Raw genomic sequence first — 25680 nt, 5'->3', positions numbered from 1 at the left:
AAAATCTCCTAATACATGATGTTAGGAGATTTTTGTTTTTGTGAGAACACGTGAAAGGCGGTTTTTATATTGAGAAAAAATTATGAAGCAGGAAAATAGGAGCGGGAAAACGAATGTTATCAAAATGTTATCAATAAGTGTAAGCGTATTCAAAAGGAGAGATTAATATATTTTTAGGAGGGATTAAGATGAATAGTAGTACGGCCAATAAACAAAAAGGTATTCAATTAATTCCGTTTACGGTAGATAAAGTAGTTGAGCAAGTAAACGAAATTCCACCAGGTGTACAACTGATTCATGCTCCTGAGGTTTGGGAAAAGAGTGTAAAAGGACAAGATATTGTCGTGGCAGTATTAGATACAGGCTGTGATATAAATCATGTAGATTTAAAAAATCGAATTATTGGTGGGAGAAACTTCACTGAGGATTATGAAGGCAACCCCAATATTTATCTTGATAATAATGGGCATGGTACTCACGTTGCAGGAACAATTGCAGCAACAGAAAATGGGGTTGGTGTTCTAGGTGTTGCACCGCTTGCTAAATTACTAGTATTAAAAGTGTTGTCTGGGGACGGTTCTGGGAACTATCAGCATATTATTGAGGCGATTGATTATGCAGTGCGCTGGAGAGGACCTAACCAAGAACGAGTACGAATTATTTCGATGTCACTTGGAGGACCACAAGATGTTCCAGAGTTACATGAAGTCATCCAACATGCAGTGAAACAAGATGTGCTTGTTGTATGCGCTGCAGGAAACAATGGGGATTGCAGTGATAAAACGGAAGAATTAGACTTTCCAGGTGCTTATTCAGAAGTAATTGAAGTAGGAGCTGTAAATTTAGAAAGAAAACTCGCTTGCTTTAGTAATTCAAATCAAGAAATTGATTTAGTAGCACCGGGGGAAGGGATCCTCTCTACTTATCCAAAAGGAAAATATGCGGTATTAAGCGGAACATCAATGGCTACGCCACACATTGCCGGAGCATTAGCACTTCTTATTAAGCAATGTGAGAGAGAGTATGGTAGAAAGTTAACAGAGCCAGAAATTTATGCACAGCTTATTAAACGCACTGTACCTTTAGGGTATGAGCGAACATCAGAAGGAAATGGATTAATAGATTTGTTAAAAGAATAGTTGTTACTAAAAAACATCTCATATTGATATGAGATGTTTTTTAATACGGTTCTGTTGCCTGCAAGACAGTATCTAATAATCCGGGAAATCTAGTATTTAAATCTTCTGTTCGAATAGAAACAAAGCGTTGCGTACCTTCTAGACGAGTGTACATAACACCAGATTCACGTAAAACTTTAAAATGATGGGATAAGGTTGATTTTGCTACAGGAATATTTAGTGAACCACATGATTGTTCATTACTAGTGTTTAGAAAAAGTGAACGATATATAAAGAAAGGAGTAGGAGAAAGGCAGGGGGCTTTTTCTTAAAGATATAAAATTTGAAATAAACAAAAAAGCACTGTTTTAGACACATTACTAAAACAGTGCTTTCCGTTTAGCTTGAACAGTTGCAGCATTTTCATCCTTTATTCCTGCTTCTTCAATAATTCGTTTCTTCGCTTTATCTAATAGGTGATTCACAGATTCACCAAAATGGTTAGCTTCACGTTTTGTGCGGGCTGCTCGTAAACATTTATAGTTTTCTATCAGTTCCTCTTTTTCAGAGTCGGTTAAGAAATCTTCTATTTTCTTTTTTGGCATACGAAACACCCTTTCCTCTGACAAACGACGCAATTCAGAAATATTTTTATACATTATAACAATATTTTTAAAGGGAAGTACATATTAACGTCGTAATAATTTGTCAATTTCTTGAATTTTCTCATCCGCTTTTCCAATTTGAGCATTCTTTGCTTGTTCACCACCAAGAGCTTGGTGTAGTAAAAAGGTTTGACCAGAGATGGCAGTCACAATAGAAACTTTTATAATCTCTTTTACTGTTGTTGCATCGAATAAAACAAGTCCAAGAAGTGCAGCAAGACTACCAGTCAAAATATCAGTGAAAAAACCAAGGTGAAAAAATGTTTTTAAACGGCGTGGAAGCAATAACTTGCCTTGGTTATTGATAAGATGGGAAACGAAACCAGTAACGCCACCAATGAGAACAGCAGTTAGCCATTGATACATCTCCATCAAATCCACTCCTTTTAGTATATAAAATTCGGACTACGTTGTAAGTAATCCTTTTTCAATTTCATATACAAATATTGAGAAAATTTGGTTTGACTACATGCATGTTCAATTTCATTATAACAGAAAATTCTGGTATATTTCAGTCTATTATATGACGTTTTTTTTCATTATTATAAATTTAGAGAAGGAGGATGAGAAAATGCAAATAGATTACCGAATAAGAAGCGTAGAGGATTATACGCCCAATATCGGGCAACTTGTTAGTATGCTTGAACATACGAGAGCGGTTACATTACAAGAAATAAAAGATTTAACAGTAGAACAGTTAGATTTTTTCTTGGTCGATGGTGGCAATTCTATTGGTGCCTTATTAAAACATATTGCTGCAATAGAAAAAGTTCATCAGCTTATTTCTTTTCAAAATCGAGATTTTACAAAAGAGGAGTTGGAGGACTGGAATGACGCTCTTTTCTTAGGAGAAGAGGGAAGAAAAATTTATAAGAATGAAGTGCAATACTACATACAAATTTTAAATAAAGTAAGAGAAGACTCTTTGCAATATTTAAGAGAAAAAGATGATGCATGGTTAATGTCAGAAGGAAGATGGGAAAACGGAGTCGTATTTAATCAGTACTATTTATGGTTCCATGTATTAGAGGATGAGATTAGCCATCGTGGACAAATAAGAATGATAAAAAAACGTATATCTGAAAATTCCGTTAAATAAAGTGGCTTTTCAAAATAATATTACATATAATGAGATTAACTAAAAGAAGAACGGAGTGATGTATTATGGCGATGATTATTGATATGAATGTTAAAACGAATACAAAGGTGGACGGAAAGAGCGGGAATTTGTAAAGAACCGCGCTATCCTTCCACTGGGCTCAAAATAGGGAGGATATAAAATTTGAATCAAAATCGTTTAGAATCATTTGGATGGGATTCTTTTTTTGAAGAGGAATCTTTAGAGCAATTTGAAGTAGGGCGTATTTTATTAGAACATAAACATATGTATCGTATTATGTGTGAAGATGGTGAATATATCGCTGAGTTATCTGGAAAGTTTCGTCATGAAGCGCTAGCTAAAGGTGATTATCCAGCAGTTGGTGATTGGGTGCATATAAGGAAAATAGAAGAGGAAAGTAAAGCGATTATTCATGGTGTTTTTTCAAGAAGAAGCTCTTTTTCAAGACAAGCAGCCGGTGAAAGAACGGCTGAACAAATTATAGCAGCGAATGTTGATTATTTATTTTTAGTAAATGCGCTTAATCATGATTTTAATGTAAGAAGAATTGAACGTTATTTATTATTAGCTTATGAAAGTGGATCAATGCCTGTTATTGTTTTGACGAAAAGTGATCTGTGTGAAGATGTGGAGCAAAAAATATTGGAAACAGAAGCAGTAGCCATTGGCGTTCCAATATTTGCAGTTGATAGCTTGCAACAAGCAGGAATTGAATTATTGCAACAATTTGTTGCTCCTGGCAAAACGATTGCCCTTGTTGGTTCATCTGGTGTAGGTAAATCTACTTTGTTAAACGCGTTAATGGGAAGCGAAGTTGCAAAAATAGGCGGTATTCGTGAAGAGGATAGTAAAGGGCGACATACTACGACTCATCGTGAGTTGTTCCAATTACCGAGTGGTGGTTTAGTGATCGATACGCCAGGGATGAGAGAGCTCCAACTATGGGAAGGAAGCGAAGCGATCCATGCTACGTTTTCTGATATTGAAGAATTAGCAAAGGGTTGCCGTTTTCGGAATTGTGAACATGAGAATGAGCCGGGGTGTGCGATTCGCAATGCTATTGAGAATGGTGTTTTAGTGGCAAAACGTTTGCAGAATTATAAAAAGCTGCAAAAAGAGATTGCATATGCAATGAGAAAACAAGATCCGGTGCTTGCGCGTGCTGAACGGGGGAAGTGGAAAAAAATAGCGAAGCAGAATCGGAAAAAGTAGGAATAGAATGAGAAACCAAAAGCTAATAAAATGCTTTTGGTTTTTTGTTATTTATTTTATCCCACTATTTTAGAACAGTAAGACTCCTATCTCAAAATTAAGCGAAAGCAAAGAAGTTAGATGGGTCTTACTGCCCGTAAAAGTTATAAGTTGAAAAATAGAAAATTATCGTCGAAAAATAAAGGAATTTGTTGTATACGTGTATAATTGTTGTAAAGTAGACTATGTATAAAGGAGAAGATTATGGGAGTGTACTGGGGAACAAAAAGACATTCTTGGCTTAGCTATGTCTCATTTTGGGTAAGTATTTCATTTTTTCTTATCTTTTTGATTGAAGTGTTTGTGTTTAAAACACTTTTAAATAGTTCAAATGGTATCGCGCAATTTATTAAATATTTTTATTTTATATTTGTGCCATTAAATATCGTGATTAGTTTAAGACTATTGTTTAAAAAGAATGAAAAGAAAATATTGCCGATTTTTAGTTTTATTGTATCATTACTCTTTGCAAGCTTAATAGCGGTATTAGCTTTAGCTGCGACAGGAAAAGTATTTTAATGGAAAACAAACAGGGATGATAAATATCATTCCTGTTTTGTTTTTGTGGATTCCTATTATAGCAGGAAAGTTATTAGGCAGATGAATAAGGAAAGAGAAGTGATGTATGGTACAATAACCTTGATAGTAATAGAGAAAAAGGGTATATAAAATACTCATTGTTTTTTAGTAAGAGAGGGGTTATCTTATGCTATACGAGGATTTGATGTTATTATTTCAAGCTGCTCCAATGGAAGATGGGAAAAATGGCTGGAGATATGTAATCCAAGAAGAAGATGGTAAGTATTCAATTGTTAATAGTGTATCAACAGAACATATGAATGTAGAGTTATTTTTTAATGAATATGACGAGTTACGAATTACTTTATATAAAGAGGGTCAGCCAATTACAACCATACAACGAATAGCAATCTTAAAAACCGAGTTAGAAGAGGATGAAGACGGAGTTCAATTTGTTTTAGAGCGTATGCCAAGCCGAATGATTCGATTACAATTCAAACCATTTCTCGCAGTGGAAATGGGGCTATATTGGGAAATCTGTGAAGATTGTGAGTGAAAAAGCATCCGTACATAACGGATGCTTTTTACTATGTTTTTTCTAGTTGTTTATATGCGATTATTGGAAGCAGAATAATGCTCACCCATCCGATGATTGGATACAAGATGTGAAGAAGTTCACTGTAACCAATATAGCTAAAGGCATAACTAATTAATAAAATAAAATAAACAATATTGTTGCTCTTCCAACCAGTGATAGATTGCATTTGTTTTGTCATCCCAAATACATTTCCAACTAATGTGGTAAACACTTCTCCGAAAATAATAAGGACGAAGAAAAAATGAAAAGTAGCATTAAACCTTCTTACTACTTCAGCCATGGGAATGTTATATTGATAAAATTGATCAACAGATAAAATGGCTAAATGACTACATAATAAAATAAAGCATAGTCCCGCTCCTCCTAAAATTCCACCCCATAGAATCGCCTTTCGATCTTTTACTTCACTTGCTAAGGGTACGAGAACACTTTGGGCGAGAGAAAGATTTAAGGCGACATATGTAAGTGGACTTGTTACCCACTTCATATTCCAGTCTTCTGTAGGAACAGTGTTAAGAATAGGTGTTGTACCATGAATAAAAGTTGTAATAGCAAGTCCGATAATGAAAATCATCATAATGGGTACGACAAGTGTATTTACTTCAAATACACCTTGCAATCCTCGGCTACCAATGATGATACATGCGATAACTGTAATGAAAATACCGAGTTGTCGTGGAAGACGAAGTTGTTCTTCGAATACAGCGCCAGCACCTGATAGCATAACACTTGTTACACCAAAAAGCACGAGTAATAACAAAGTGTTTATCACGTTTCCAAATACATCACCAAACAAATATCTGTTAAATTCCTGAGCAGAAAATGCACCGATTTGTGAAGAAAGTAACATCATTTTTGTACCTAGCCAAATGAAAAAAATTCCACTTATGCATATTCCAATTGTTCCATACAATCCGTTAATCGTAAAAAATTCAACAATTTCTCGCCCAGTTGCAAATCCAGCCCCGACGACAGTTCCAATATAAGTAGCAGCAACTTTTTTAGCTACTTGCCATTGCTGATTATCCATGTAATCCCTCTTTCTACTATGATGAGCTTGACCTATTATTATGCATATGTGTGAGCTTGGACAATTAGACATATGAAGTAAAAGAAAGGAGGCATGGATTTTCAACATTAGGGAATGATTAAAGTTGTTGCAACTTTGTTACATATAAGCGGATAATTTGGACGAGTAGGGAATTTATGGTACAATAAGAATGTATTATTAAAAGAGAATGATTATAAAATAATAAGAGGAGTGGATTGAATGAGTACGAAAACAAATGTTGTTGAAGTATTAAACAAGCAGGTAGCAAACTGGAATGTGTTATATGTAAAACTCCATAACTATCACTGGTATGTAACAGGCCCACACTTCTTTACATTACATGAAAAATTTGAAGAGTTTTATACAGAAGCAGCAACGTATATTGATGAACTAGCAGAACGTATTTTGGCGCTAGAAGGAAAACCATTAGCAACAATGAAAGAGTACTTAGAAACATCGACAGTACATGAAGGTTCAAGTAAGGAATCAGCTGAAGAAATGGTACAAGCATTAGTAAATGATTTTTCAGCAATTATTCAAGAATTAAAAGAAGGTATGGAAGTAGCGGGTGAAGCTGGAGATGAAACATCAGCAGATATGCTATTAGCGATTCATACAACATTAGAACAACATGTTTGGATGTTAAGTGCATTTTTAAAATAAGCTATAAAAAACCTATTGAAAATTCTTTCAATAGGTTTTTTTATGATTTTTCAGCTTTCCTTTTATGGTATAATATAGTAAAAGGAGGCGATGCAATGTTTCGCTTTTTCAAAAGTGGAAAAGAGGAGAGGCAAATTACGAAAGATGAATTAGAGCAAGCCATGGCTCAGTTTCTAGAAAAAAACGCAAATATTGTTTATACAGTATTAGTCAATGAAGATTATACAGTGAATTATGATTTGTTAAAGCCGTATTTACCAGCATTTCCTACAAATACGTTCATTATAACGAAGGAAACGCTTGAGGTATTTGAACATACAGAGGATAATTTAGAACTAGTAAAAGAGATTGATATTGTGCAAAGAGCAGTAGACCAATATGTTACAGAAAAAGAAATGTTTCCTATTGTAGAAAATGATCAAGATCGTCTCATATGTGGAATGAAACTAGCACCATATTTAGATCGCATATTAAAGCGGAAATTATATATTTCAGAGAAACATTATTTAGTTTCAAGTAAACCAGATAAGAGCAAAAAGAATATTGTTTAACAAAAAACAACAATTTATAAATTGTTGTTTTTTGTTTTTAAGAAATTTGAATGAGGTTATATATTGATTAATAGATTGATTATTCTGTCAAATTATGATTAAATGATAAAAGAGTAGCAGAAAGGAGTGATGTATAATGAAAAATTATAATTTAATTCATGAACGGTGCCCTAAGGATAGCGGTAGCTACTGTTAATAGATGGCGAGACTATCATAGTGCTCATCTGCTGAAGCCTTAAGATGATATAAAAGTTTTTAGAGAAAAAGGTTACGGGAGGTAATGATCGATGAGTAGCATCACTTATATTGGTTTGTTAAATGGAACATTAGAATGTTATGTAAAGAACGGTAGTTTGGAAGCGTATCAATATATTGCAAAAAACGCTGATAAAGTAACTGATGGTAATAAGGCTCAAATATATAATTTTAAATATGCATTAGCAAGCGCATCTGGGCTTGAGAAAGAAGCTTTACATATAATGAAAGAAGCGATTATAGAAAATAAGTTTTGGTATGGCCATGAGTATTTAATGACAGACGATGATTTGAAACCTCTTCATAGATATGAAGAATTTCATCAGATGATTCAGCTCTGTAAAGAGAGAGAAGAGCTAGCAAAGAAGTCTGAACAATTTCATTTGAAAATGCTACAAGGAAATAGCAAGATTCATAACAATTTATTCATTGCATTGCATGGGGATCAAGAAAATATAAAGATAGCAGAGCCATATTGGCAATCAGCTGTGTCTCAAGGTTATTTATTAGCATTGCCGCAGTCGTCTCAAATTCAATTTTCAGAAGGATATGTTTGGGGTAATGTGGAAAAAGGGTCCCAGGAGTTAAAGGTACATTATGAAAGTATTATAGCGAACAATTATGGTGAGCCAGGTCATACAATTATCGGGGGATTTTCTGCTGGTGCAAGGGTAGCGCTACATACAATATTAACAGAAAATATAGAAGTAAAAGGATTTATTTTCGTAGCACCATGGCTCCCTGAAGTTGAAGAGTGGGAAAAATTGTTGAACACATTAAAAGATAGAAATATCAAAGGATATATTGTTTGTGGAGATCAGGATGAAGATTGCTTTGAATGTACACAGAAGTTTGTGGCATTATTAAAAAAGAAAAATGTAGAGTATAAATATAAAGTTATAGAAGGCTTAAAACATGATTATCCAGAAAATTTTGAAGAAACCTTACAAGAAGCAGTTAGATATATTAAGGGGACAGATTTATAATATACAAAAAAGGGGTCCATCTAGTGTGATGGGCCTTTTTTGTATATTATAAATTAAAAGCTTCTGCTAATAAACGATACGATTTTAATTTATCCTCAAATTGATGAGTGATGGTTACAATCATGAATTCTTCTGTATTATATGCTTTACTCAATTCCATGATTTGCTTTTTTACTTGTGTCTGATCTCCAACGATTATACGTTGACGATTTTCTTTGATGCGGAAAAAGTCATAGGCATTGTAAGGATAGTTTTGTGCTGTTTCAATGGAAGGCGTACCAGTTGTACGTTTTCCTTGTTCTAATAATAAAATTGATAAATCTAGACTAGACGCGATTTTCTCGGCATCTTCATTTGTTTCTCCGCAAACAACAAAAATGGAAACAATTGATTTTGGCTTGTCTCCTAAGAAAGATGGCTGGAATTGTTCTTGATAAGCTTTCATCACTTCAGGGCCACCATAGCCGTTAATAAACTGAGCAAAGGCAAAAGCAGCTCCTTGTTTTGCTGCTATCATAGCGCTTTCTCCACTTGATCCGAGCATCCATATTTCAGGTGCAGTAGGAATACTAGGTGAAACTTTTAGATTTGCATATTGGTGGTTTTCAGGAATTTTATCATGTAGGTACATTGCTACATCTTGTATTTGCTCAGGATATTGATCAAGAGAAATCATTTTTCCTTCTTGTAACGCACGTGTTGCGATGGGCATACCACCTGGTGCTCTACCTACTCCAAGGTCAATTCGATTCGGATAAAGTGCCTCTAATACCCGGAAGTTCTCAGCTACTTTGTATGAGCTGTAGTGAGGAAGCATAACGCCGCCGGATCCCACACGGATACGATTTGTTTTCGCTGCAATATGAGATATGAGCACTTCAGGACTTGAACCAGCTAAACTGACAGAATTATGATGTTCAGATACCCAAAAGCGAGTAAATCCTAGTTTTTCAACTTCCTGTGCAAGTGTTACGGTATTGGAAAAAGCTTCAGTTGCTGTACTGCCATCAGAAATAGGTGATTGATCTAATACGCTTAATTTTATCATAGAATATACCTCTCTATCTTAATGTACATTCTATTATATATTTACTTACGAAAAATGCGTAAAGAAATGCTCAAAGAAACAAGCGAATGTTTTCACATCCGCTTGTTATGAGAAATTCCTCGTTCATAATGATTCATGTCCACTAAAGTTAAAATATAGTCGTAGTTATCGATCTCCATCTTAATTTGATTTCGATCCTCTTCAGTTAAATTTACATTTAATAATTTTTTACATAATAATTGTTTTTTCAATTCTAAATGTTTTTTTGTTTCAAGATAGTCGTAAGTACGTTTCATTTGAATCAATCCTTTCCTTACATTTCCTATCTATATTTTCATTATATGATAAGAAAGATGGAATGAGAGCAAATCTCTGTGAATTATTAGTGAATATTCAGAAATATAATGTGTTGTTCTACTATGCTTGTGAATACAATTCAGAGAATCACTGTTTTGTATTTTTAAAGTAAGGGGTGGAATGATGCGAGTGCATACACAATCCCATGTTGTAACTGATGAAATGCTGAAAATTATTGATAAAGGACTACCGAAAACAGTAGAGCCAAAACAAATCATTATAATTGGTGCTGGAATGGCTGGTTTAGTATCAGCATCGTTACTTAAGAGTGCAGGACATCATGTAAAAATCTTAGAAGCGAATAATCGTATAGGAGGCCGAATTGAGACGATTAGAATGGAGGATAATGGATTATATTTAGATGTTGGAGCAATGCGTATTCCTTATATACATACACTAACGATGGCTTATATAAGAAAATTCGGGCTACAAGTAACTCCTTTTATTAATCGAAATGAGACAGATATTATTTATGTGAATGGTAGAAAAACAACATTAAGACAGTATGAAAAGACCCCTAGTGTATTACGTTATCCGGTAGCAATGAATGAGGAAGGAAAAACATCTGAGGAATTATTATTACTAGCAGTGCAGCCAATTATTGACTTCATTAAAAGAAATCCAGATAAAAACTGGGGAATTGTTGAAAAAGACTTTGGTAAGTATTCAACAGCACAGTTTTTAAAGTATCACCCTTATCAATATAATACGTACTTTTCACCAGTAACAATTGAGATGATTGGTGTACTTTTAGATTTAGAAGGATTTTTAGAAAGATCATTTGTTGAAACATTACGTTTTATATATATACTGCAGGAAGAAAGCGGTTTTTGTGAAATTACAGGGGGCAATGATCAACTACCGAAAGCATTTTTACCTCAGTTACAGGATGATATTATATACAATCAAAAATTGATGAAGCTTCATCAGCATGAAAAAGGAGTAACGGCTTATTGTAGGCATGAAGAAACGTTTGAATATAGTAGCATAACAGGTGATTTAGTTATTACGACAATTCCGTTTTCCACAATGCGCTTTGTTGAAATTGATCCTTTCGATTCTGTATCACATGAAAAGTGGAAAGCAATTCGTGAACTACATTATATGGCGGCTACGAAAATAGGAATTCAATTTAAAAGCCGTTTTTGGGAAGAACAGGGTCAATTAGGGGGGAGGATTATTACAGATTTACCAATCCGCTATGCGTATTATCCTAGTCATGGAATTGGTTCGAAGGGACCGGCTATGATGCTTGGGAGTTATACTTGGTCGTATGATGCATTATTATGGGATGGACAAACGAAAGGTGATCGTATTTATTATACATTACAAAACTTAGCAACTATATTAGGCGGTCAAGTATATGATGAATTTATATCAGGAGTATCCAAAAGTTGGACATTAGATCCATATGCATTAGGAGGATTTGCTATTTTTCAAGCTGGTCAAGAAACAGAACTGCAACCGGCGATTGTAAAACCAGAGGGGAAAATATATTTTGCAGGAGATCATACAACGCTTTATCATGGATGGATACAAGGAGCGATTGAGTCTGGAATACGTACAGCTGTAGAGGTGAATCAATTGAGATAGCGGGGATTATAGTGTTTATTTGTTTGAAAGGAATGGCTTAGCGACGAAAAATGATGGAAGCAGAAAATAATTTTCAAGCTGAGATTGATTGGCTTTATAAATAATATTTGTGACAGGAATGATGGGAGAGGTATGTTATCTTAACGATTTTTTATAAGGTGAAGTATGGATGGTTAGAAAAATCAGAAAAAACATTTACTATATGATTAAGATTAAATATTATTATATATAAAAGAAAAATAAGGGGTGTTTGGAATGAATCCGTTATTACTTGATTTTCCTTCTGAATTTTACACAGACAGGCTTTTTGTTCGAATGCCGAAACCAGGGGATGGAAAAGCGGTCTATGAAGCTATCAATGCATCGATAGAAGAACTAAAACCGTGGATGGTGTTCGCTCAAAAGGAGCAAACAGAAAAAGAAATCGAAACGAGTATAAGAAGGTCACATATTCAATTTTTACAACGTGAAGATTTGAGATTACTAGTATTTTTAAAAGAAACTGGCGAATTTGTAGCCTCAGCTGGATTGCATCGTATTGATTGGGAAATACCAAAATTTGAAATTGGATATTGGATAGATTCTCGCTTTGGTGGAAAAGGCTATATGACAGAGGCGGCGAAAGGGATTATGGATTATGCTTTTTCAGAGTTAAAGGCAAACCGGGTAGAGATTCGCTGTGATTCACGAAATGTAAAAAGTAGAGCGATACCTGAGAGATTAGGTTTTAAATTAGAGGGTATTTTAGAAAGTAGCGGTGCAGCAGTAGATGGTAGCGGACTCAGGGATACATGTGTGTTTGCGATGACAAGAAACAAATATGAGAAAGCAGAGCTGTAATGTATTAGCTCTGCTTTTTCATGAATTATTTGCTCATCACGGTACAGGATGCCCATTAGAACTTTCAAAGATGGTAAACCATTGTTGGCGATTTAATGTAAACTTTGTTGCAGCGGTAGCTGCTTTCACTCGTTCCAGTTTACCAGAACCAACGATTGGCATCATTTTTGCTGGATGAGCAAGTAGCCATGCATACATGACAATATCGATGCTATCAACATTGAGTTTATTCGCGACTTTTTGTAAAGTTTCGCGTAAGCGTACAACACGTCCATTTTGTCCTGTAAAGATTTCTCCGCCAGCCAGAGGAGACCAAATCATAGGACTGATTCTTTTCTCTTGGCATAAGTCAATTGTACCTTTTTCAAAATGTTCAAGCTGCATCGCAGATACTTCAATTTGGTTGGTAATAAGCGGGAAATCTAAATATGAGCTAAGCATATTAAATTGAGAAGGTAAAAAATTAGATACACCAAAATGACGTACTTTTCCCTCTTGTTTTAAACGTGTGAAACCTTCTGCAACTTCACTTGGGTCCATAAATGGATCAGGGCGATGAATCAGTAACAAATCAATATAATCAGTATGTAAGTTTCGCAGTGATTGCTCCGCACTTTTCACGATATGTTCAGCACTCGTATTATAGTGAGCAACATATCGTTCGGGAAATTTCGGTGATGGGGGAGCGATTCCACATTTAGTGACAATCTGCATGTTATCACGTAAAGAAGGCTGTAATTGTAATGCTTCTCCAAATAATGCTTCACACGTATATCCCCCGTAAATATCGGCGTGGTCAAAAGTTGTAATCCCCATATCCATACAATTTTCGATAAAAGAAAGTAATTCTTGTTTTGACATATTCCATTCTGCTAAACGCCAAAATCCTTGAATGATACGAGAAAATTCAAGATTACTAGCCATTTGAATTCGTTCCATTTTGAGTAGACCCCCATGATGAATGATAATATTTTTGAAAAGGCTTTCTTGTTCGGTACTATTATAAAGTTATTAGATTGTACTTACAATGGATATGCCTTTGGTGTAAAAAACAATCTTATTCTGTATGAATGAGCAGTAAACCTACGCCTAAAGGGCTAGAGAGAAAGTAGGAAAGTAGATGTGGATTACTGCCTTAAAAACTCAATTTGCGAAACTTTAATCATTGGGGGATAAAGAAAACTCCACTGATTAAAGTTTCATCTTATCTGTATGGTATAATGTACGAAGATATAGTTATAAGGAGATGTACGAAATGATTCCAGTAACAATTTTAACTGGTTTTCTTGGATCTGGGAAAACGACATTATTAAATCGTATCTTGTCGGAAGAACATGGTAAGAAACTAGCGGTCATTGTAAATGAAATAGGTCAAATTGGCATCGATAACCAATTGATTATGAATGTAGAAGAAGAAATTATGGAAATGACAAATGGTTGTTTATGCTGTACAGTACGTGAAGACCTACTCGTTGCTTTAAAACAACTATTGGATGTAAAAGCAGAAGGGAAAATGGATTTTGATGGTTTAGTGATTGAAACGACAGGTCTTGCAAATCCAGGACCGATTATCCAAACGTTCTTTTTAGATCCAGTTATTCAATCAGCATACAAAATTAATGGTGTTGTGACAGTGGTAGATAGTTATCATATACATAAACATTTTGAAAAAGGATTAGAAGCAAAAGAGCAGATTGCCTTTGCTGATATGATTTTAGTAAATAAAGTAGATTTAATTGAAGAAGCGAAAAAGGAAGAGCTTCTCACCGAGTTACAAGGGATTAATCCGACGGCAAAATTAATTCCAGCGACAAATTGTGAAGTAGATATTCCTGCTTTGTTAGAAATTCAAACGTTTAAAACGCGTGATACATTAGAAGTTTATCCGCATAAAGAGCACCATCATTTAGAAGGTGTGAAATCATTTGTATTACGTGAAGAGCGTCCACTTGATTTACAAAAGTTAAATGAATGGATGTCAGCTGTTGTTCAAGAGCTAGGAGAGTATCTATATCGATATAAAGGAATTCTTTCGATTGATGGAGTAGATCGCCGCATTGTTTTCCAAGGTGTTCATACATTATTTGCTGCTTCTTATGATAGAGAGTGGAAAGAGGGAGAAAAGCGAGTGAGTGAAGTGGTCTTTATTGGGAAAGACATTAATAAAGAATGGTTCCAAGAACATTTTAAAGAATGTGTAAAATAAGCCTGCTAATTTAGCAGGCTTGTTTTTTATCTATAAGCAATTCCATCACAACACCAACAACGGGCCCATCATCATCAATATCACCAGTTAAGTGAAAGCCGAAAGACTCATATAGTTTCATTGCTAGTTTGTTTTCTGGATGTAAGCTTAAATAAATCTTTTTACATTGAAATTTTTGTTGTAAATACTGAATTAGCAGGCGGAGAAACTGTTTCGCATAGCCATTTCCTTGAAAATGGTGATCAATCATAAAACGATCTAGCCATACGCTATCATCTTTTGCTGAATGCCAACCATACATTGCGTATCCAATAAGTGTCTCTGCATCATACAAGCCTACTGACGTTCCATTTCCTTCATATAGAGATTCTGCTAAAGAAAATGCATTACTTTCGATAAAGTGTTGCTGCTCCTTTGCTACGTCTAAAGCAGCGACTGAACGCCAATTATTTGCTGTTACTTCACAAATGTGAAGATTCATAGTTCCAACTCGCTTTCATAAAATGTTATATCTTTAAAGCTAATATGGATAATTTTACTTGTTATTCCGTTTAAGTCAAGCAGTAGCCTATGAAAAAGACAGTTGAAAAAATTCCAACTGTCTGAAAGGTAAAGATATTTAGTTTGTAGCTTCTTTTAAAGCATTCATGTTTTCTTCCATTAATGTGAAGTAATCTTTATTTTGCTTTGCATCATCTTCAGAGATAGTAGCAAGATGATTTAAGCGTAAAATTTTCGTTCCCGTTTCTTTTTGAATTACTTCTGCTACTTTTGGAGTAGAGAATGTTTCAAAAAGAATATACTTCAAACCATGCTCTTTTGCTGTTTTTGTAATATTAGCAAGTTCTTTTTGTGACGGTTCATCGGAAGCTGAGATTCCAGCAACTGGAATTTGTTTTAAGCCATAGCGTTTTTCCCAGTATCCATATGCAGCGTGAGAAACTAGAATATCTTTCGTTTTTGCATCTGAAACAACAGATTTAAAATGATCATCTAAATCAGTGAACTTTGTTTGCAGGGCAGCGAAGTTTTTTTCAAACTCTTTTTTATGATCCGGTTGCAATTCTATGAGTGCATCTTTAATTTTTTCAGCTTGCTTCATCGCAAGTGTCGGGTCTAGCCATACGTGTGGATCTTTGTCATGATGGTGATGTTCTTCCTCTTTATGACCTTCTTCGTGCTCATGATGTTCTTCTTCTGATGAAGCGATAAGATCAAAGCCTTTAGATGCATTAACAACTTTTACATTCTCTTTTGTTAATGTTTTTTCCATTTTTTCTGCAAACGGTTCTAATTCTGCACCGTTATATACGAAAAGGTCTGCTTTCGCAACTTGAACCGTTTGTTTTTGCGTTGGCTCATATGTATGAGAGTCAGCGCCAGGTGGATAAATTGTTTCAACATTTACATAGTCGCCACCGATTTTTTTAGTGAAATCAGCAAGTGGAAAAATGGTTGTATACACAGAAAGTTTTCCGTCTTTTTTGGCCACTCCGTCTTTTTGGTTGGAACATCCAGCAAAAATTAATGTGAAAATAAGTATAAAAGAAAACACTATTAACTTTTTCTTCATGTCATTCTCCTCTTTTCTTTCTTTTCCAATTTTATTTTCTCCAAAAGTAAGAGAAAAAACATCTTTTTGTTACAAAACGTAATAATTCCGTTTTAAGTTGCGAACTTAGTATAATACATCTCTGCGAAAGTTGCAATAAATAATAATCATTCCGATTTGATTTTGTTATAAATTTGTCAAAAAGAACAGTATTATTTTTCTGTTTATTGCATATGTGACAATACTACTTTCATATATTGGGGTAGAGGGTATAAAAAGGAGATGAGAGATTGGATTACTTGATGGAAGCAATTTTATTAGTGCTAGCAATAGTCTTGCCATTGACATGTGTTTTGATTTTTTTAAAAACATTAATAGGTAATCTCGGCGATTCTACAAATATAACGAAACTACCACAAGAGAAAGAAAACGAAAAAGAGTAAGCAAAGCACTTGCATCATGCAGAGTGCTTTGCTTATGATAAAATAAGATAAAGGAAAACTCTCACAAGTGGGAGTTATGCTACCCGTTCAGACGGGATAAAAGTAGATAAAGAGGTATAAAAGTAGATGAACAAACGAACAGCCTTAGTACTGGGAGCAAGTGGTTTAGTTGGACAAGAAGTGACGCAGCTATTACTTGATTCAGATTACTATGACTCGGTTATGATTTTTGTCAGAAAACCACTGCGATGGGAACATGAAAAGTTGCAGCAGAAACAAGTCGATTTTTCTATATTAGAAGAGTATAAAGAATTTTTTGCTGTTGATGATGTCTTTAGCTGTCTTGGGACAACAATTAAGAAAGCAAAAACGAAAGCGAATTTTAAAAAAGTAGACTATGAATATACATTACGAGCAGCTTGTTTAGCAGAAAAGCAAGGTGTGCAAAATTTTCTTGTTATTTCTTCTATGGGGGCCAATCCAAAATCACTTTTCTTTTATTCACAAGTAAAAGGAAAGATGGAGGAAGAACTTCAAAAGTTGGTGATTGGTGGGATTCATATATTTAGACCATCACTACTACTTGGAGATCGAGAAGAATTTCGTTTTGGAGAAAGAATGGCTGAGAAGATATTTGGCGTCGTACCATTTGTATTTAATGGTACTTTAAAAAAGTATAAGCCAATTACAGCTGAGCAGGTTGCAAAAGGGATGTATTTAGCAGCATTACGTGAAGAATCTGGTGTTCATATTTATAATTCCACAAAGATTACAATGATGAAATAATGAGAACGAGAAGGGGAATCCCTTCTCGTTTTTATGTCGTATTAGCGGCGAGTTGGGGCTATTTTACCATGAGCACGTTGATATTGGCGTGGCTCTTGTAATTCAAATCCAAGTTCATTGGCTGCTGTTCTTGGAAAATATGGATTACGAAGTAACTCGCGACCAATAAAGATTAAGTCTGCCTCATTATTTGCTAAAATTTCTTCTGCTTGTATACCACTTGTAATGAGTCCTACTGCACCTGTCGCGATGTCCACTTGTTCTTTTATATGACTTGCATATTTTACTTGATAGCTAGGGTAAACGTCGATGTGAGCAGGGACAACTGCACCAGAGCTACAATCAATTACATCTACGCCTTGTTCTTTCATCCATTTTGCAAACTGAACATAGTCATGTACTGTTAATCCTTCAGGATGATAGTCATTTGCAGAAATACGGACGAATAAAGGGCCATTCCAAACTTCATTTACAGCATCAATGATTTCTCTTAAGAAACGGTAACGGTTTTCAGGAGATCCACCATATTCATCAGTTCGTTTGTTTGATAATGGAGAAAGAAATTCATTAATGAGATAGCCATGAGCCGCGTGGAGTTCAATAATATCGAACCCGGCTTGTTTGGAACGGTATGCAGCATCTTGAAAAGCGGAAATTGTCTTTTGGATTAGCTGTTTATTCATTTCTACTGGAATTTTCATTGTATCATTAAACGCAATAGCTGAGGGTGCTACAGCATCTGTATGTAAATCAGCTTTTCGTCCAGCATGTGCTAACTGAATAGCTGATTTTGCGCCATTTTCATGGATGAGTGACACCGTTTTTTGTAACTCTGGAATATGATTAAGATTCCATATACCTAAATCTTTATTAGAAATACGTCCCTCAGGTAAAACGGCTGTAGCTTCAAGCATAACAAGGCCTACTTGACCAGCTGCTCGAGATGCATAATGAATATGATGGAAATTTGTAACCTTTCCATCCTCGTTTTCTGAAGAGTACATACACATCGGTGACATAACAATACGATTTTTTAATGTAATATTTTTAATCGTATAAGGTGAAAAAAGATGATAGTCCATAGTTATTCCCCCTTTTGCAGTTTCCTCTATTGTAGCATTATCATTTTTGTTTCCATAATGAAACGCTTATTCTCGAAATTTTGTACATATATGTTACAATGATTGAAATGAATTAAATTGGAGGATAGGGGCATGTACCGAGCGTATTATGATAGCGAAATAGGTTTGCTTGAAATCACTGCAAATGATGAAGGAATTACGTCTGTTATTTTTGTAGAGGAACGAAAAGAAGAGACTAAAAATCAAATTGTAGAACAGTGTCTTACTGAATTAGATGAATATTTTCATCAAAAGCGAACGGAATTTACAGTACCATTGTCAGCGATTGGAACACAATTTCAAAAGAGTGTTTGGGATGCACTTTATACGATTCCATATGGAGTGAGTGCTTCTTATCTAGATATTGCGAAAAAGGTTGGTAACACAAAGGCAGTGCGAGCGATTGGAGGAGCGAATAGTCGCAATCCGATTTCTATTATCGTTCCGTGTCATCGAGTAATTGGAAAAAGTGGAAAGTTAGTTGGCTATGCAGGTGGCCTATGGCGAAAAGAATGGTTATTAAAACATGAGGGGATTTTGAAATAATGATGAAACTTTTTGCTTTAAAATGAATGGTTTCATCTATTATTTATGGGAATGTATCATCGTATGAAAGGCTCTTTCTTCAATTAACTAAGTCTTTAAGTAGGTTGAACAACAGAAATATAAGTAGGGGATAAATCACGGAAAGAGGGATTATTTTGCGTTGTATAAATTGTGGGAATCCTTGTCCTGACGGTCAGTTCAATTGTGAAGATTGTCAGCAAGTTTTACATAATAGAACAAAAGAGGAAATCTCACCAATTGAAAAAGATATGGAACAATATGTGGGAGCACACTATCCGTATTATAAAAGAAAATGGGACAAAGAAAAGAAACGAATAGCAGGATGGAGCTGGAATGGATGGGCTGCTATTTTTAATGTTGGATGGCTTGGATATCGAAAGTATTACTTACCTGCTTGTTTATTTGTAATCTTATTAGTAGCTTGTGATGCATTCTCATATTATATGGGATTCAATGTGGCACTTCCAATTATTAATATGGTTCCGCTTACTTTTTTATTACTCATTTTAATGATGATAGGAATCGGAATTTTTGCTAATGGGTTATATTATCGATTTGCTGAGCGGAAAATATATCGGATAAAAGCAAGAGGAATAAAGAATGAAGATGTTGAAGATTATCTTATTCGTGATAGTGGTGGAACAAGTAAGATGGGAGCGGCTATTGTTACAATTTTGACAGCTGCAAGTATATTTATGAGTCACTTTTTCTTTCCGACAGATCAAGATGTTATTCAAAAAGTACGAACAAGTTCTCTTTATGAGTATCCTTTCTTTTCTATTGGGGAATCGTTTGAACAGTACTTTCAGCAACCCAACTGGGTGTATTATCGTGGGGAGGATGGACTAGAATTAGTAGAATTTCATGGATACAATGGTGGAATGACAAGACAGAAAATTGTTATTCAATTTGTTGTCGATTACAGGTTACATGAAATTGAACCATATTCTCTTACAGTTAACGGTGAGCCACAAGATGAAAATGAATTCTTAAAAATGCTGGAAGATGTGTTTCGTACGCAAAATCTGTTTGAGTTGGATGATGGACTACACAAAGATGAAAAAAAAGAAATGTTATAAGAAATGAATGTAAAAGCAGATGGAGTAGCTTTTACATTCATTTCTTTTTTGTTTTATACTAGAAAAACATTTGAAATAATCAGAATTTTTTGTATAATACTATCATACATGCTTTATTGTATACATACAGATTGGGGGAAGGAAGAATGAAGAAAAAAGTTTCAACGCTTGCGGCACTTGCATTATCAACAAGTATGTTCGTTGCAGGTTGCGGGGATGGGGAGAAAGCATCGACAACGAAGAAAGAAACGAACAAGGGAATGGCCGACAAACAAGTGCTAAATTTACTAGAAGCAGCAGAAATTCCTTCGATGGATACGTCAAAATCAACAGATTCCGTATCATTCCGAGTATTTGTTAATGCAATGGAGGGTTTATATCGGTTAGATAAAGACAATAAACCAACTCCAGGTATGGCAAAAGATGTGAAAATTAGTGAGGATAAGAAAACATACACGTTTGAATTACGAGATGCAAAATGGTCGAATGGTGAACCCGTTCGTGCACAAGATTTTGTATATGGCTGGCAACGTGCGCTTGATAAAGCAACAGCGGCTGAATATGCATTTATTTTATTTGATGTGAAAAACGCACAAAAAGTAAATAAAGGAGAATTACCATTAGATCAATTAGGTGTTAAAGCAAAAGACGATAAAACATTAGTAGTTGAACTAGAGCAACCAGCACCGTACTTTCTTGAACTTACATCTTTCCCAACATTTTTCCCTTTAAATGAGAAGTTCGTTAAAGAGCATGGGGCAAATTATGCATTAGAAGCTGATAAAATTTTATATAATGGACCATTTACGTTAAGTGAGTGGAAACATGAACAAAGTTATCAATTAAAGAAAAATCCAAACTATTGGGATAAAGACACTGTAAAACTAGAAGAGATTAACGTTAGTATTGTCAAGGAAACGAGCACAGGTGTGAACCTGTATGATAGTGATCAAGCAGATCGTGTCATTTTAACTTCTGAGTTTGTAGATAAATATAAAAAGAGCAAAGCAGATGAGTTTAAAACGAAATTAGACCCACGTATGTATTTCTTACGCTTTAATCAGCAAAATCCAACTTTTAAAAACCAAAAGGTGAGAGAAGCAATTGATTTAGCTTATGACAAAAAAGGGATTGCGAATGTCATTTTAAATAATGGTTCATTACCAGCATATTTCTTAGTACCAGAAAAATTTACAACGGGTCCAGATGGGAAGGATTTCCGTACAGTTAATAAAAATTTCCGTGACAGCAAAGATAATGTAGACAAAGCGAAAAAGTTATGGGAAGAAGCGAAAAAAGAATTGGGACAAGATACAATTACAGTTGAATTACTAAACGATGATGATGGTAGTCGGAAAAAAGTTGGCGATTTTATTAAAGAAGAGCTTGAGAAAAATTTACCTGGAATTAAAGTGAATTTAAAACAACAACCATATAAACAAAAATTAGATTTAGAGAAAAAATTACAGTATGAGTTTTCTTTATCGGCATGGAGTCCGGATTATCCAGATCCAATGACGTATATTGACATGTTTGTGACAGGAAGTTCATTTAATGAAATGGCGTACTCAAATCCAAAGTATGATGATTTAGTTGCTAAGTCAAAAGGTGAATTGTTAAAAGACGATGCTGCACGCTGGAAAGCACTGGCTGAAGCTGAAAAAATCTTAATTGGAGAAGATGTCGCGATTTCACCTACTTATCAACAAAGTACCGCATATTTAGAAAAACCACATGTAAAAGGAATTGCAAACCATACATTCGGTGGAGATTTTAGTTATAAATGGGCATATGTTACAAAAAAATAGTAAAATAAGAGATGTGCGAACTTTCGCCCATCTCTTATTTTATAAGGAGGACTTACGTTGATAAAGGGTGTTAATCATCTATGTTTTTCGGTTTCAAATTTAGAAAGGTCTATTCAATTTTATGAAACAGTATTAGAGGGGAAGTTATTAGTAAAAGGAAAAAAACTTGCATATTTTGATGTATGTGGAGTTTGGATCGCGCTCAATGAAGAAGTAGATATTCCGAGAAGCGAAATTCATCAATCATATACACATCTTGCGTTTTCTGTTGAACAAGCGGACTTTGATAAGCTACTACAGCGATTAAAAGAAAATGAAATTCATATTTTAGAAGGCAGAGAACGTGATGTAAGAGATTGTCAGTCTATTTATTTTATTGATCCAGATGGACATAAATTTGAATTCCATTCAGGTACATTGCAGGACCGCTTAAAGTATTATAAGGAAGCAAAACCACATATGAAATTTTATTGTTGAAATAAAGGGGGCAGGGAAGAATATGCATGCGCTTGTTGTTGGAGGGACAGGGATGCTAAAAAAAGTGTCCGTTTGGCTTTGTAATCAAGGTTTTTACATTTCTGTTATGGGACGAGATAGAGATAGGTTAGAAGGTGTGAAAGATACATGTAATGCCCCAGACAATGTTACATGTATTTCTCTTGATTACCATGACAGTAACACTTTAAAACAATCTATTAAAGATACTATTAAACAAAATGGTCCTATCACATTAGTAGTAGCTTGGATACATTCAACTGCTAAAAAGGCGCTGAAAGTAATTTGTGAAGAAATTGAATTACATTCTAAATCATATAGTCTGTTTCATATATTAGGGAGTAGTGCTTCTCGATTGGAACGCCGAAAAATAGAGAGTCCTTTATGTAATTATCATAGAGTTATATTAGGATTTATTTTACAAGGTGAATATTCAAGATGGTTGACTCATGAAGAAATTGCTGAAGGGGTTATAGCAGGAATTCAGAGTAAAGAAGATGAGTGTATTGTAGGGACAATAGAGCCATGGGGATTACGACCAATTTAATGAGGAGGAAGGAAACGAATGAAAACGACTTTATATGTAACACGTCATGGAGAGACAGAATGGAATATAGCAAAGCGTATGCAAGGAAGAAAGAACTCGAATTTAACTGAGAAAGGAATGCTACAAGCAAAACAGTTAGGGGAACGTATAAAAGATATACCACTTCATGCGATATATAGCAGTCCAAGTGGAAGAACCATGCATACCGCAGAGTTAATCAAGGGTGAGCGAAGTATCCCGATTATAGCTGATGAACATTTTTACGAGATTAATATGGGGAGCTGGGAAGGACAAATGTTAGCGGATTTGGAAGCGCAGTATCCGGAGGAAGTACATACATTTTGGAATGAACCACATCGTTTTTGTTCGACATCCGGTGAGAATTTTTATGATGTGTATAATCGAGTGATAGAAGGAGTAAACTTTCTTTTAGAAAAACATAAAGGGCAAAATATTTTAATTGTATCACATGCAGCAGCGGCAAAATTGCTGGTAGGGCACTTCGCTGGTCTTTCTGTTGAAAAAGTGTGGGATGATCCATTTATGCATAGTGCAAGCCTAAGTATTATTGAATTTGAAGAGAAAAAGTCTAGTGTGAAACAGTTTGCCGATATCAGTCATTTCCAGCAAGTATAAAAAGACCGCGAGAGCGGTCTTTTTACATTTATTTTTAACAGGAAGGCATAAAGGATTAGCAATTACGCTTTTTATACCAGAAGTGATCGAATTTTTTTCTTTTGCGGGATGAATGTTTACTGTCATCGCATTCATGGCATCTTGTATGACAGTCGTCATCACAAGATGAATGTTTACGATGATCACAATCATGATCACGATAAAATACAGTTTTTTTACAGAATGATCGTTTAGTCCAGAAAAATTTCTTTTCAAAACGAACACATTTCGTAATGAGTTTACATTTTTTCACACGTGTAATTTTTGTAACAAATGTACATTTTTTTACACGTGTAACTTTTGTAACAAATGTCCATTTTTTTATATGAGTACATTTTGTTCTTGGACATCCGCAATCTTCTTTTGAATGACAATCATCGTCACAATCAAAAGTACTTGGATCCTGATGTAAAAACTCCTCCATCCCTGCACTTTTGATTTCTTCAACGGCTTTTCGAATATCACGTTTCATAGAAATCCTCCCTATCACTAATTAAAATGAAAAAGTGGCCTTTTGTGGCCTTTTACATTAATCATGATATGAAAGTGTTTATCATCCTGTATGTGACAAGAGTTTAATTTTCATAGAAAATAGATATATAGCGGATGTATGGACAAAATTATGAGCATACATTGAATGAAGAGAAAGAGAAAAAGAAAAAGAAGGGATGGGAGAACATGTTGCCTTCTTATGACTTTTTTATTCATCCAATGTATCTTGTTGAACTAAAAAAGGACATTTGGTCTGATAATCCAGTGCCTGCTAAGTTAACGTACGGAAAAAGAAAGTATGATATTGACATTGTATACCGTGGAGCGCATATTCGAGAATTTGATAAAAAATCATATCATGTTATGTTCTATAAACCGAAACAATTTCAAGGGGTAAAAGAGTTTCATTTGAATTCAGAGTTCAAGGATCCGTCACTTATAAGAAATAAATTATCACTTGACTTCTTTAGTGATATTGGTGTGCTCTCGCCAAAATCTCAGCATGTTTTTATCAAAATGAATGGTCAAATTCAAGGCGTATATTTACAATTAGAATCTGTTGATGAAAACTTCTTGAAAAGTCGTAAATTACCGAGTGGATCAATTTATTATGCAATTGATGATGATGCGAATTTTTCATTAATAAGTGAGCGTGAAAAGGATGTTAAAACAAATCTATCTGCAGGTTACGAGTTTAAATGTGCAAATGAACATAGTGAAGAGCAACTTAGTGAATTTGTTTATCAGGCCAATGTGCTATCACGAGAAAAATATGAAAAAGGAATTGTAAATTATCTTGATGTTGAAAAGTATTTGCGGTGGTTAGCAGGTGTTATTTTGACTCAAAACTTTGATGGTTTTGTTCATAACTATGCATTGTATCATAATGATGAAACGAGTTTATTTGAAATAATCCCATGGGACTATGACGCTACATGGGGACGTGATGTAGAGGGAAGGCCACTTAACCATGAATACATTCGAATCCAAGGATATAATACGTTGAGTGCCAGAATTCTTGATATACCGGTATTTCGAAAACAATACCGCAATATTCTTGAAGAAATTTTGGAAGAAAAATTCACAATTTCTTTTATAAAGCCGAAAGTAGATGGGATGTGTGAAGCGATTCGTCCATATCTTATACAAGATCCCTATATGAAAGATAAAATAGATATTTTTGATCAAGAAGCAGAGTTTATTTTTCAATATATAAACAAGCGGCGTGAATATATACATGAACATTTAGATGAGTTGTCATAAAGTGAAAGTTTAATCAGTGGGGGGCTTACTG

General features: G+C 34.7%; 29 protein-coding genes and 1 pseudogene. 19 read left to right on the top strand and 11 right to left on the bottom strand.

The genetic code is table 11. The features are described 5' to 3' along the window. Positions 1-188 precede the first annotated feature (188 nt). Positions 189-1139: a S8 family peptidase gene (locus tag AC1M36_RS09540; protein ID WP_479845797.1), complete on the top strand. Its 951-nt coding sequence runs from the start codon at positions 189-191 to the stop codon at positions 1137-1139. A gap of 40 nt (positions 1140-1179) precedes the next feature. On the opposite strand, the pseudogene AC1M36_RS09535 reads toward AC1M36_RS09540, so the two are convergent. From AC1M36_RS09535 to AC1M36_RS09525, 3 genes and pseudogenes are all read right to left on the bottom strand, one after another. Next, positions 1180-1380: pseudogene (locus AC1M36_RS09535) on the bottom strand (ArsR/SmtB family transcription factor); the annotation flags it as partial. 118 nt (positions 1381-1498) lie between these two features. Further along, entirely contained in the window at positions 1499-1723 is a 225-nt protein-coding gene (locus tag AC1M36_RS09530; RefSeq protein WP_336453516.1) for a hypothetical protein, read from the bottom strand. An 84-nt stretch (positions 1724-1807) separates the two neighbouring features. Then, a complete protein-coding gene (locus tag AC1M36_RS09525; RefSeq protein ID WP_336453515.1) occupies positions 1808-2155 on the bottom strand; it encodes a DUF4257 domain-containing protein in 348 nt (115 codons plus the stop codon). A 199-nt stretch (positions 2156-2354) separates the two neighbouring features. Here AC1M36_RS09525 and AC1M36_RS09520 point away from each other — a divergent pair, with 199 nt between their 5' ends. The 4 genes from AC1M36_RS09520 (at position 2355) to AC1M36_RS09505 (ending at position 5229) form a co-directional block, all read left to right on the top strand. Next, the gene (locus AC1M36_RS09520) at positions 2355-2882 is read left to right on the top strand and encodes a DinB family protein (RefSeq protein WP_336453514.1); all 528 of its coding nucleotides are present in this window, start codon (positions 2355-2357) and stop codon (positions 2880-2882) included. Positions 2883-3065: 183 nt separating this feature from the next. After that, the gene (rsgA, locus tag AC1M36_RS09515) at positions 3066-4115 is read left to right on the top strand and encodes a ribosome small subunit-dependent GTPase A (protein ID WP_336453513.1); all 1050 of its coding nucleotides are present in this window, start codon (positions 3066-3068) and stop codon (positions 4113-4115) included. Between the two features lie 243 nt (positions 4116-4358). After that, positions 4359-4673 carry a hypothetical protein gene (locus tag AC1M36_RS09510; protein ID WP_336453512.1) on the top strand — a complete coding sequence of 105 codons (315 nt, stop codon included), beginning with the start codon at positions 4359-4361 and terminating at the stop codon, positions 4671-4673. Positions 4674-4860: 187 nt separating this feature from the next. Further along, positions 4861-5229 (top strand): DUF3979 family protein, encoded by a 369-nt coding sequence (locus AC1M36_RS09505; protein WP_336453511.1) that lies wholly within the window; start codon positions 4861-4863, stop codon positions 5227-5229. A 31-nt stretch (positions 5230-5260) separates the two neighbouring features. Here AC1M36_RS09505 and AC1M36_RS09500 read toward each other — a convergent pair whose 3' ends face one another. Continuing rightward, the gene (locus AC1M36_RS09500; RefSeq protein ID WP_336453510.1) at positions 5261-6301 is read right to left on the bottom strand and encodes a YkvI family membrane protein; all 1041 of its coding nucleotides are present in this window, start codon (positions 6299-6301) and stop codon (positions 5261-5263) included. A gap of 240 nt (positions 6302-6541) precedes the next feature. Between AC1M36_RS09500 and AC1M36_RS09495 the strand changes: the two genes are divergently transcribed. The 3 genes from AC1M36_RS09495 to AC1M36_RS09485 all read left to right on the top strand — a co-directional run bounded on the left by AC1M36_RS09495 (position 6542) and on the right by AC1M36_RS09485 (position 8777). Next, positions 6542-6985 (top strand): Dps family protein, encoded by a 444-nt coding sequence (locus tag AC1M36_RS09495; protein WP_336453509.1) that lies wholly within the window; start codon positions 6542-6544, stop codon positions 6983-6985. A gap of 95 nt (positions 6986-7080) precedes the next feature. Next, on the top strand, positions 7081-7536 hold the full coding sequence (locus AC1M36_RS09490) for a DUF3939 domain-containing protein (protein WP_336453508.1): 456 nt from the start codon (positions 7081-7083) through the stop codon (positions 7534-7536). 287 nt (positions 7537-7823) lie between these two features. After that, positions 7824-8777 carry an alpha/beta hydrolase gene (locus tag AC1M36_RS09485; RefSeq protein ID WP_336453507.1) on the top strand — a complete coding sequence of 318 codons (954 nt, stop codon included), beginning with the start codon at positions 7824-7826 and terminating at the stop codon, positions 8775-8777. A gap of 46 nt (positions 8778-8823) precedes the next feature. Here the strand turns inward: AC1M36_RS09485 and AC1M36_RS09480 are convergent, their stop codons facing one another. Next, positions 8824-9825 carry an LLM class flavin-dependent oxidoreductase gene (locus AC1M36_RS09480; protein WP_336453506.1) on the bottom strand — a complete coding sequence of 334 codons (1002 nt, stop codon included), beginning with the start codon at positions 9823-9825 and terminating at the stop codon, positions 8824-8826. A 92-nt stretch (positions 9826-9917) separates the two neighbouring features. Further along, positions 9918-10121 (bottom strand): DUF3896 family protein, encoded by a 204-nt coding sequence (locus AC1M36_RS09475; protein WP_000831893.1) that lies wholly within the window; start codon positions 10119-10121, stop codon positions 9918-9920. A gap of 184 nt (positions 10122-10305) precedes the next feature. On the opposite strand from AC1M36_RS09475, the gene AC1M36_RS09470 reads away from it, so the two are divergent. Both AC1M36_RS09470 and AC1M36_RS09465 read left to right on the top strand, forming a co-directional pair. Further along, positions 10306-11775 (top strand): flavin monoamine oxidase family protein, encoded by a 1470-nt coding sequence (locus AC1M36_RS09470; RefSeq protein WP_479845818.1) that lies wholly within the window; start codon positions 10306-10308, stop codon positions 11773-11775. 255 nt (positions 11776-12030) lie between these two features. After that, positions 12031-12615 (top strand): GNAT family N-acetyltransferase, encoded by a 585-nt coding sequence (locus tag AC1M36_RS09465; RefSeq protein ID WP_174102545.1) that lies wholly within the window; start codon positions 12031-12033, stop codon positions 12613-12615. A 36-nt stretch (positions 12616-12651) separates the two neighbouring features. On the opposite strand, the gene AC1M36_RS09460 is transcribed toward AC1M36_RS09465, so the two are convergent. Next, entirely contained in the window at positions 12652-13554 is a 903-nt protein-coding gene (locus AC1M36_RS09460) for an aldo/keto reductase (RefSeq protein WP_479845796.1), read from the bottom strand. A 316-nt stretch (positions 13555-13870) separates the two neighbouring features. Between AC1M36_RS09460 and AC1M36_RS09455 the strand changes: the two genes are divergently transcribed. Then, positions 13871-14821: a CobW family GTP-binding protein gene (locus AC1M36_RS09455; RefSeq protein ID WP_479845795.1), complete on the top strand. Its 951-nt coding sequence runs from the start codon at positions 13871-13873 to the stop codon at positions 14819-14821. A gap of 10 nt (positions 14822-14831) precedes the next feature. Here the strand turns inward: AC1M36_RS09455 and AC1M36_RS09450 are convergent, their stop codons facing one another. Both AC1M36_RS09450 and AC1M36_RS09445 read right to left on the bottom strand, forming a co-directional pair. Next, positions 14832-15302: a GNAT family N-acetyltransferase gene (locus AC1M36_RS09450; protein ID WP_336453716.1), complete on the bottom strand. Its 471-nt coding sequence runs from the start codon at positions 15300-15302 to the stop codon at positions 14832-14834. Positions 15303-15440: 138 nt separating this feature from the next. After that, positions 15441-16394: a metal ABC transporter substrate-binding protein gene (locus AC1M36_RS09445; protein ID WP_336453715.1), complete on the bottom strand. Its 954-nt coding sequence runs from the start codon at positions 16392-16394 to the stop codon at positions 15441-15443. A 548-nt stretch (positions 16395-16942) separates the two neighbouring features. Between AC1M36_RS09445 and AC1M36_RS09440 the strand changes: the two genes are divergently transcribed. Next, a complete protein-coding gene (locus tag AC1M36_RS09440) occupies positions 16943-17602 on the top strand; it encodes an oxidoreductase (protein WP_336453714.1) in 660 nt (219 codons plus the stop codon). Between the two features lie 41 nt (positions 17603-17643). On the opposite strand, the gene namA is transcribed toward AC1M36_RS09440, so the two are convergent. Next, complete coding sequence (namA, locus tag AC1M36_RS09435) at positions 17644-18684, bottom strand: NADPH dehydrogenase NamA (protein WP_336453713.1); 1041 nt, start codon at positions 18682-18684, stop codon at positions 17644-17646. A gap of 132 nt (positions 18685-18816) precedes the next feature. On the opposite strand from namA, the gene AC1M36_RS09430 reads away from it, so the two are divergent. The 6 genes from AC1M36_RS09430 (at position 18817) to AC1M36_RS09405 (ending at position 23855) form a co-directional block, all read left to right on the top strand. Then, positions 18817-19269, top strand: coding sequence for a methylated-DNA--[protein]-cysteine S-methyltransferase (locus AC1M36_RS09430; RefSeq protein ID WP_336453712.1), 453 nt, complete (start codon positions 18817-18819; stop codon positions 19267-19269). Between the two features lie 155 nt (positions 19270-19424). After that, the gene (locus AC1M36_RS09425; protein ID WP_336453711.1) at positions 19425-20369 is read left to right on the top strand and encodes a DUF2628 domain-containing protein; all 945 of its coding nucleotides are present in this window, start codon (positions 19425-19427) and stop codon (positions 20367-20369) included. Between the two features lie 146 nt (positions 20370-20515). Next, complete coding sequence (locus AC1M36_RS09420; RefSeq protein ID WP_479845794.1) at positions 20516-22177, top strand: peptide ABC transporter substrate-binding protein; 1662 nt, start codon at positions 20516-20518, stop codon at positions 22175-22177. Between the two features lie 57 nt (positions 22178-22234). Further along, positions 22235-22654, top strand: a complete 420-nt coding sequence (fosB, locus tag AC1M36_RS09415; RefSeq protein WP_479845793.1) for a FosB/FosD family fosfomycin resistance bacillithiol transferase — start codon at positions 22235-22237, stop codon at positions 22652-22654. A 22-nt stretch (positions 22655-22676) separates the two neighbouring features. Further along, positions 22677-23219 carry a short-chain dehydrogenase gene (locus tag AC1M36_RS09410; protein WP_336453708.1) on the top strand — a complete coding sequence of 181 codons (543 nt, stop codon included), beginning with the start codon at positions 22677-22679 and terminating at the stop codon, positions 23217-23219. Between the two features lie 18 nt (positions 23220-23237). Then, entirely contained in the window at positions 23238-23855 is a 618-nt protein-coding gene (locus tag AC1M36_RS09405; protein ID WP_174102557.1) for a phosphoserine phosphatase 1, read from the top strand. Positions 23856-23910: 55 nt separating this feature from the next. Here the strand turns inward: AC1M36_RS09405 and AC1M36_RS09400 are convergent, their stop codons facing one another. Beyond that, on the bottom strand, positions 23911-24366 hold the full coding sequence (locus tag AC1M36_RS09400; protein ID WP_336453706.1) for a CotG/ExsB N-terminal domain-containing protein: 456 nt from the start codon (positions 24364-24366) through the stop codon (positions 23911-23913). Between the two features lie 206 nt (positions 24367-24572). Here AC1M36_RS09400 and AC1M36_RS09395 point away from each other — a divergent pair, with 206 nt between their 5' ends. Further along, positions 24573-25649 (top strand): CotH kinase family protein, encoded by a 1077-nt coding sequence (locus AC1M36_RS09395; RefSeq protein ID WP_479845817.1) that lies wholly within the window; start codon positions 24573-24575, stop codon positions 25647-25649. The last annotated feature ends 31 nt before the right edge of the window (positions 25650-25680 follow it).

The sequence above is a fragment of the Bacillus sp. Medicinal_06 genome (genome assembly GCF_056711665.1).
The sequence above is the reverse complement of the archived record's forward strand: the minus strand, read 5'-3'. Positions and strand labels throughout refer to the sequence as shown.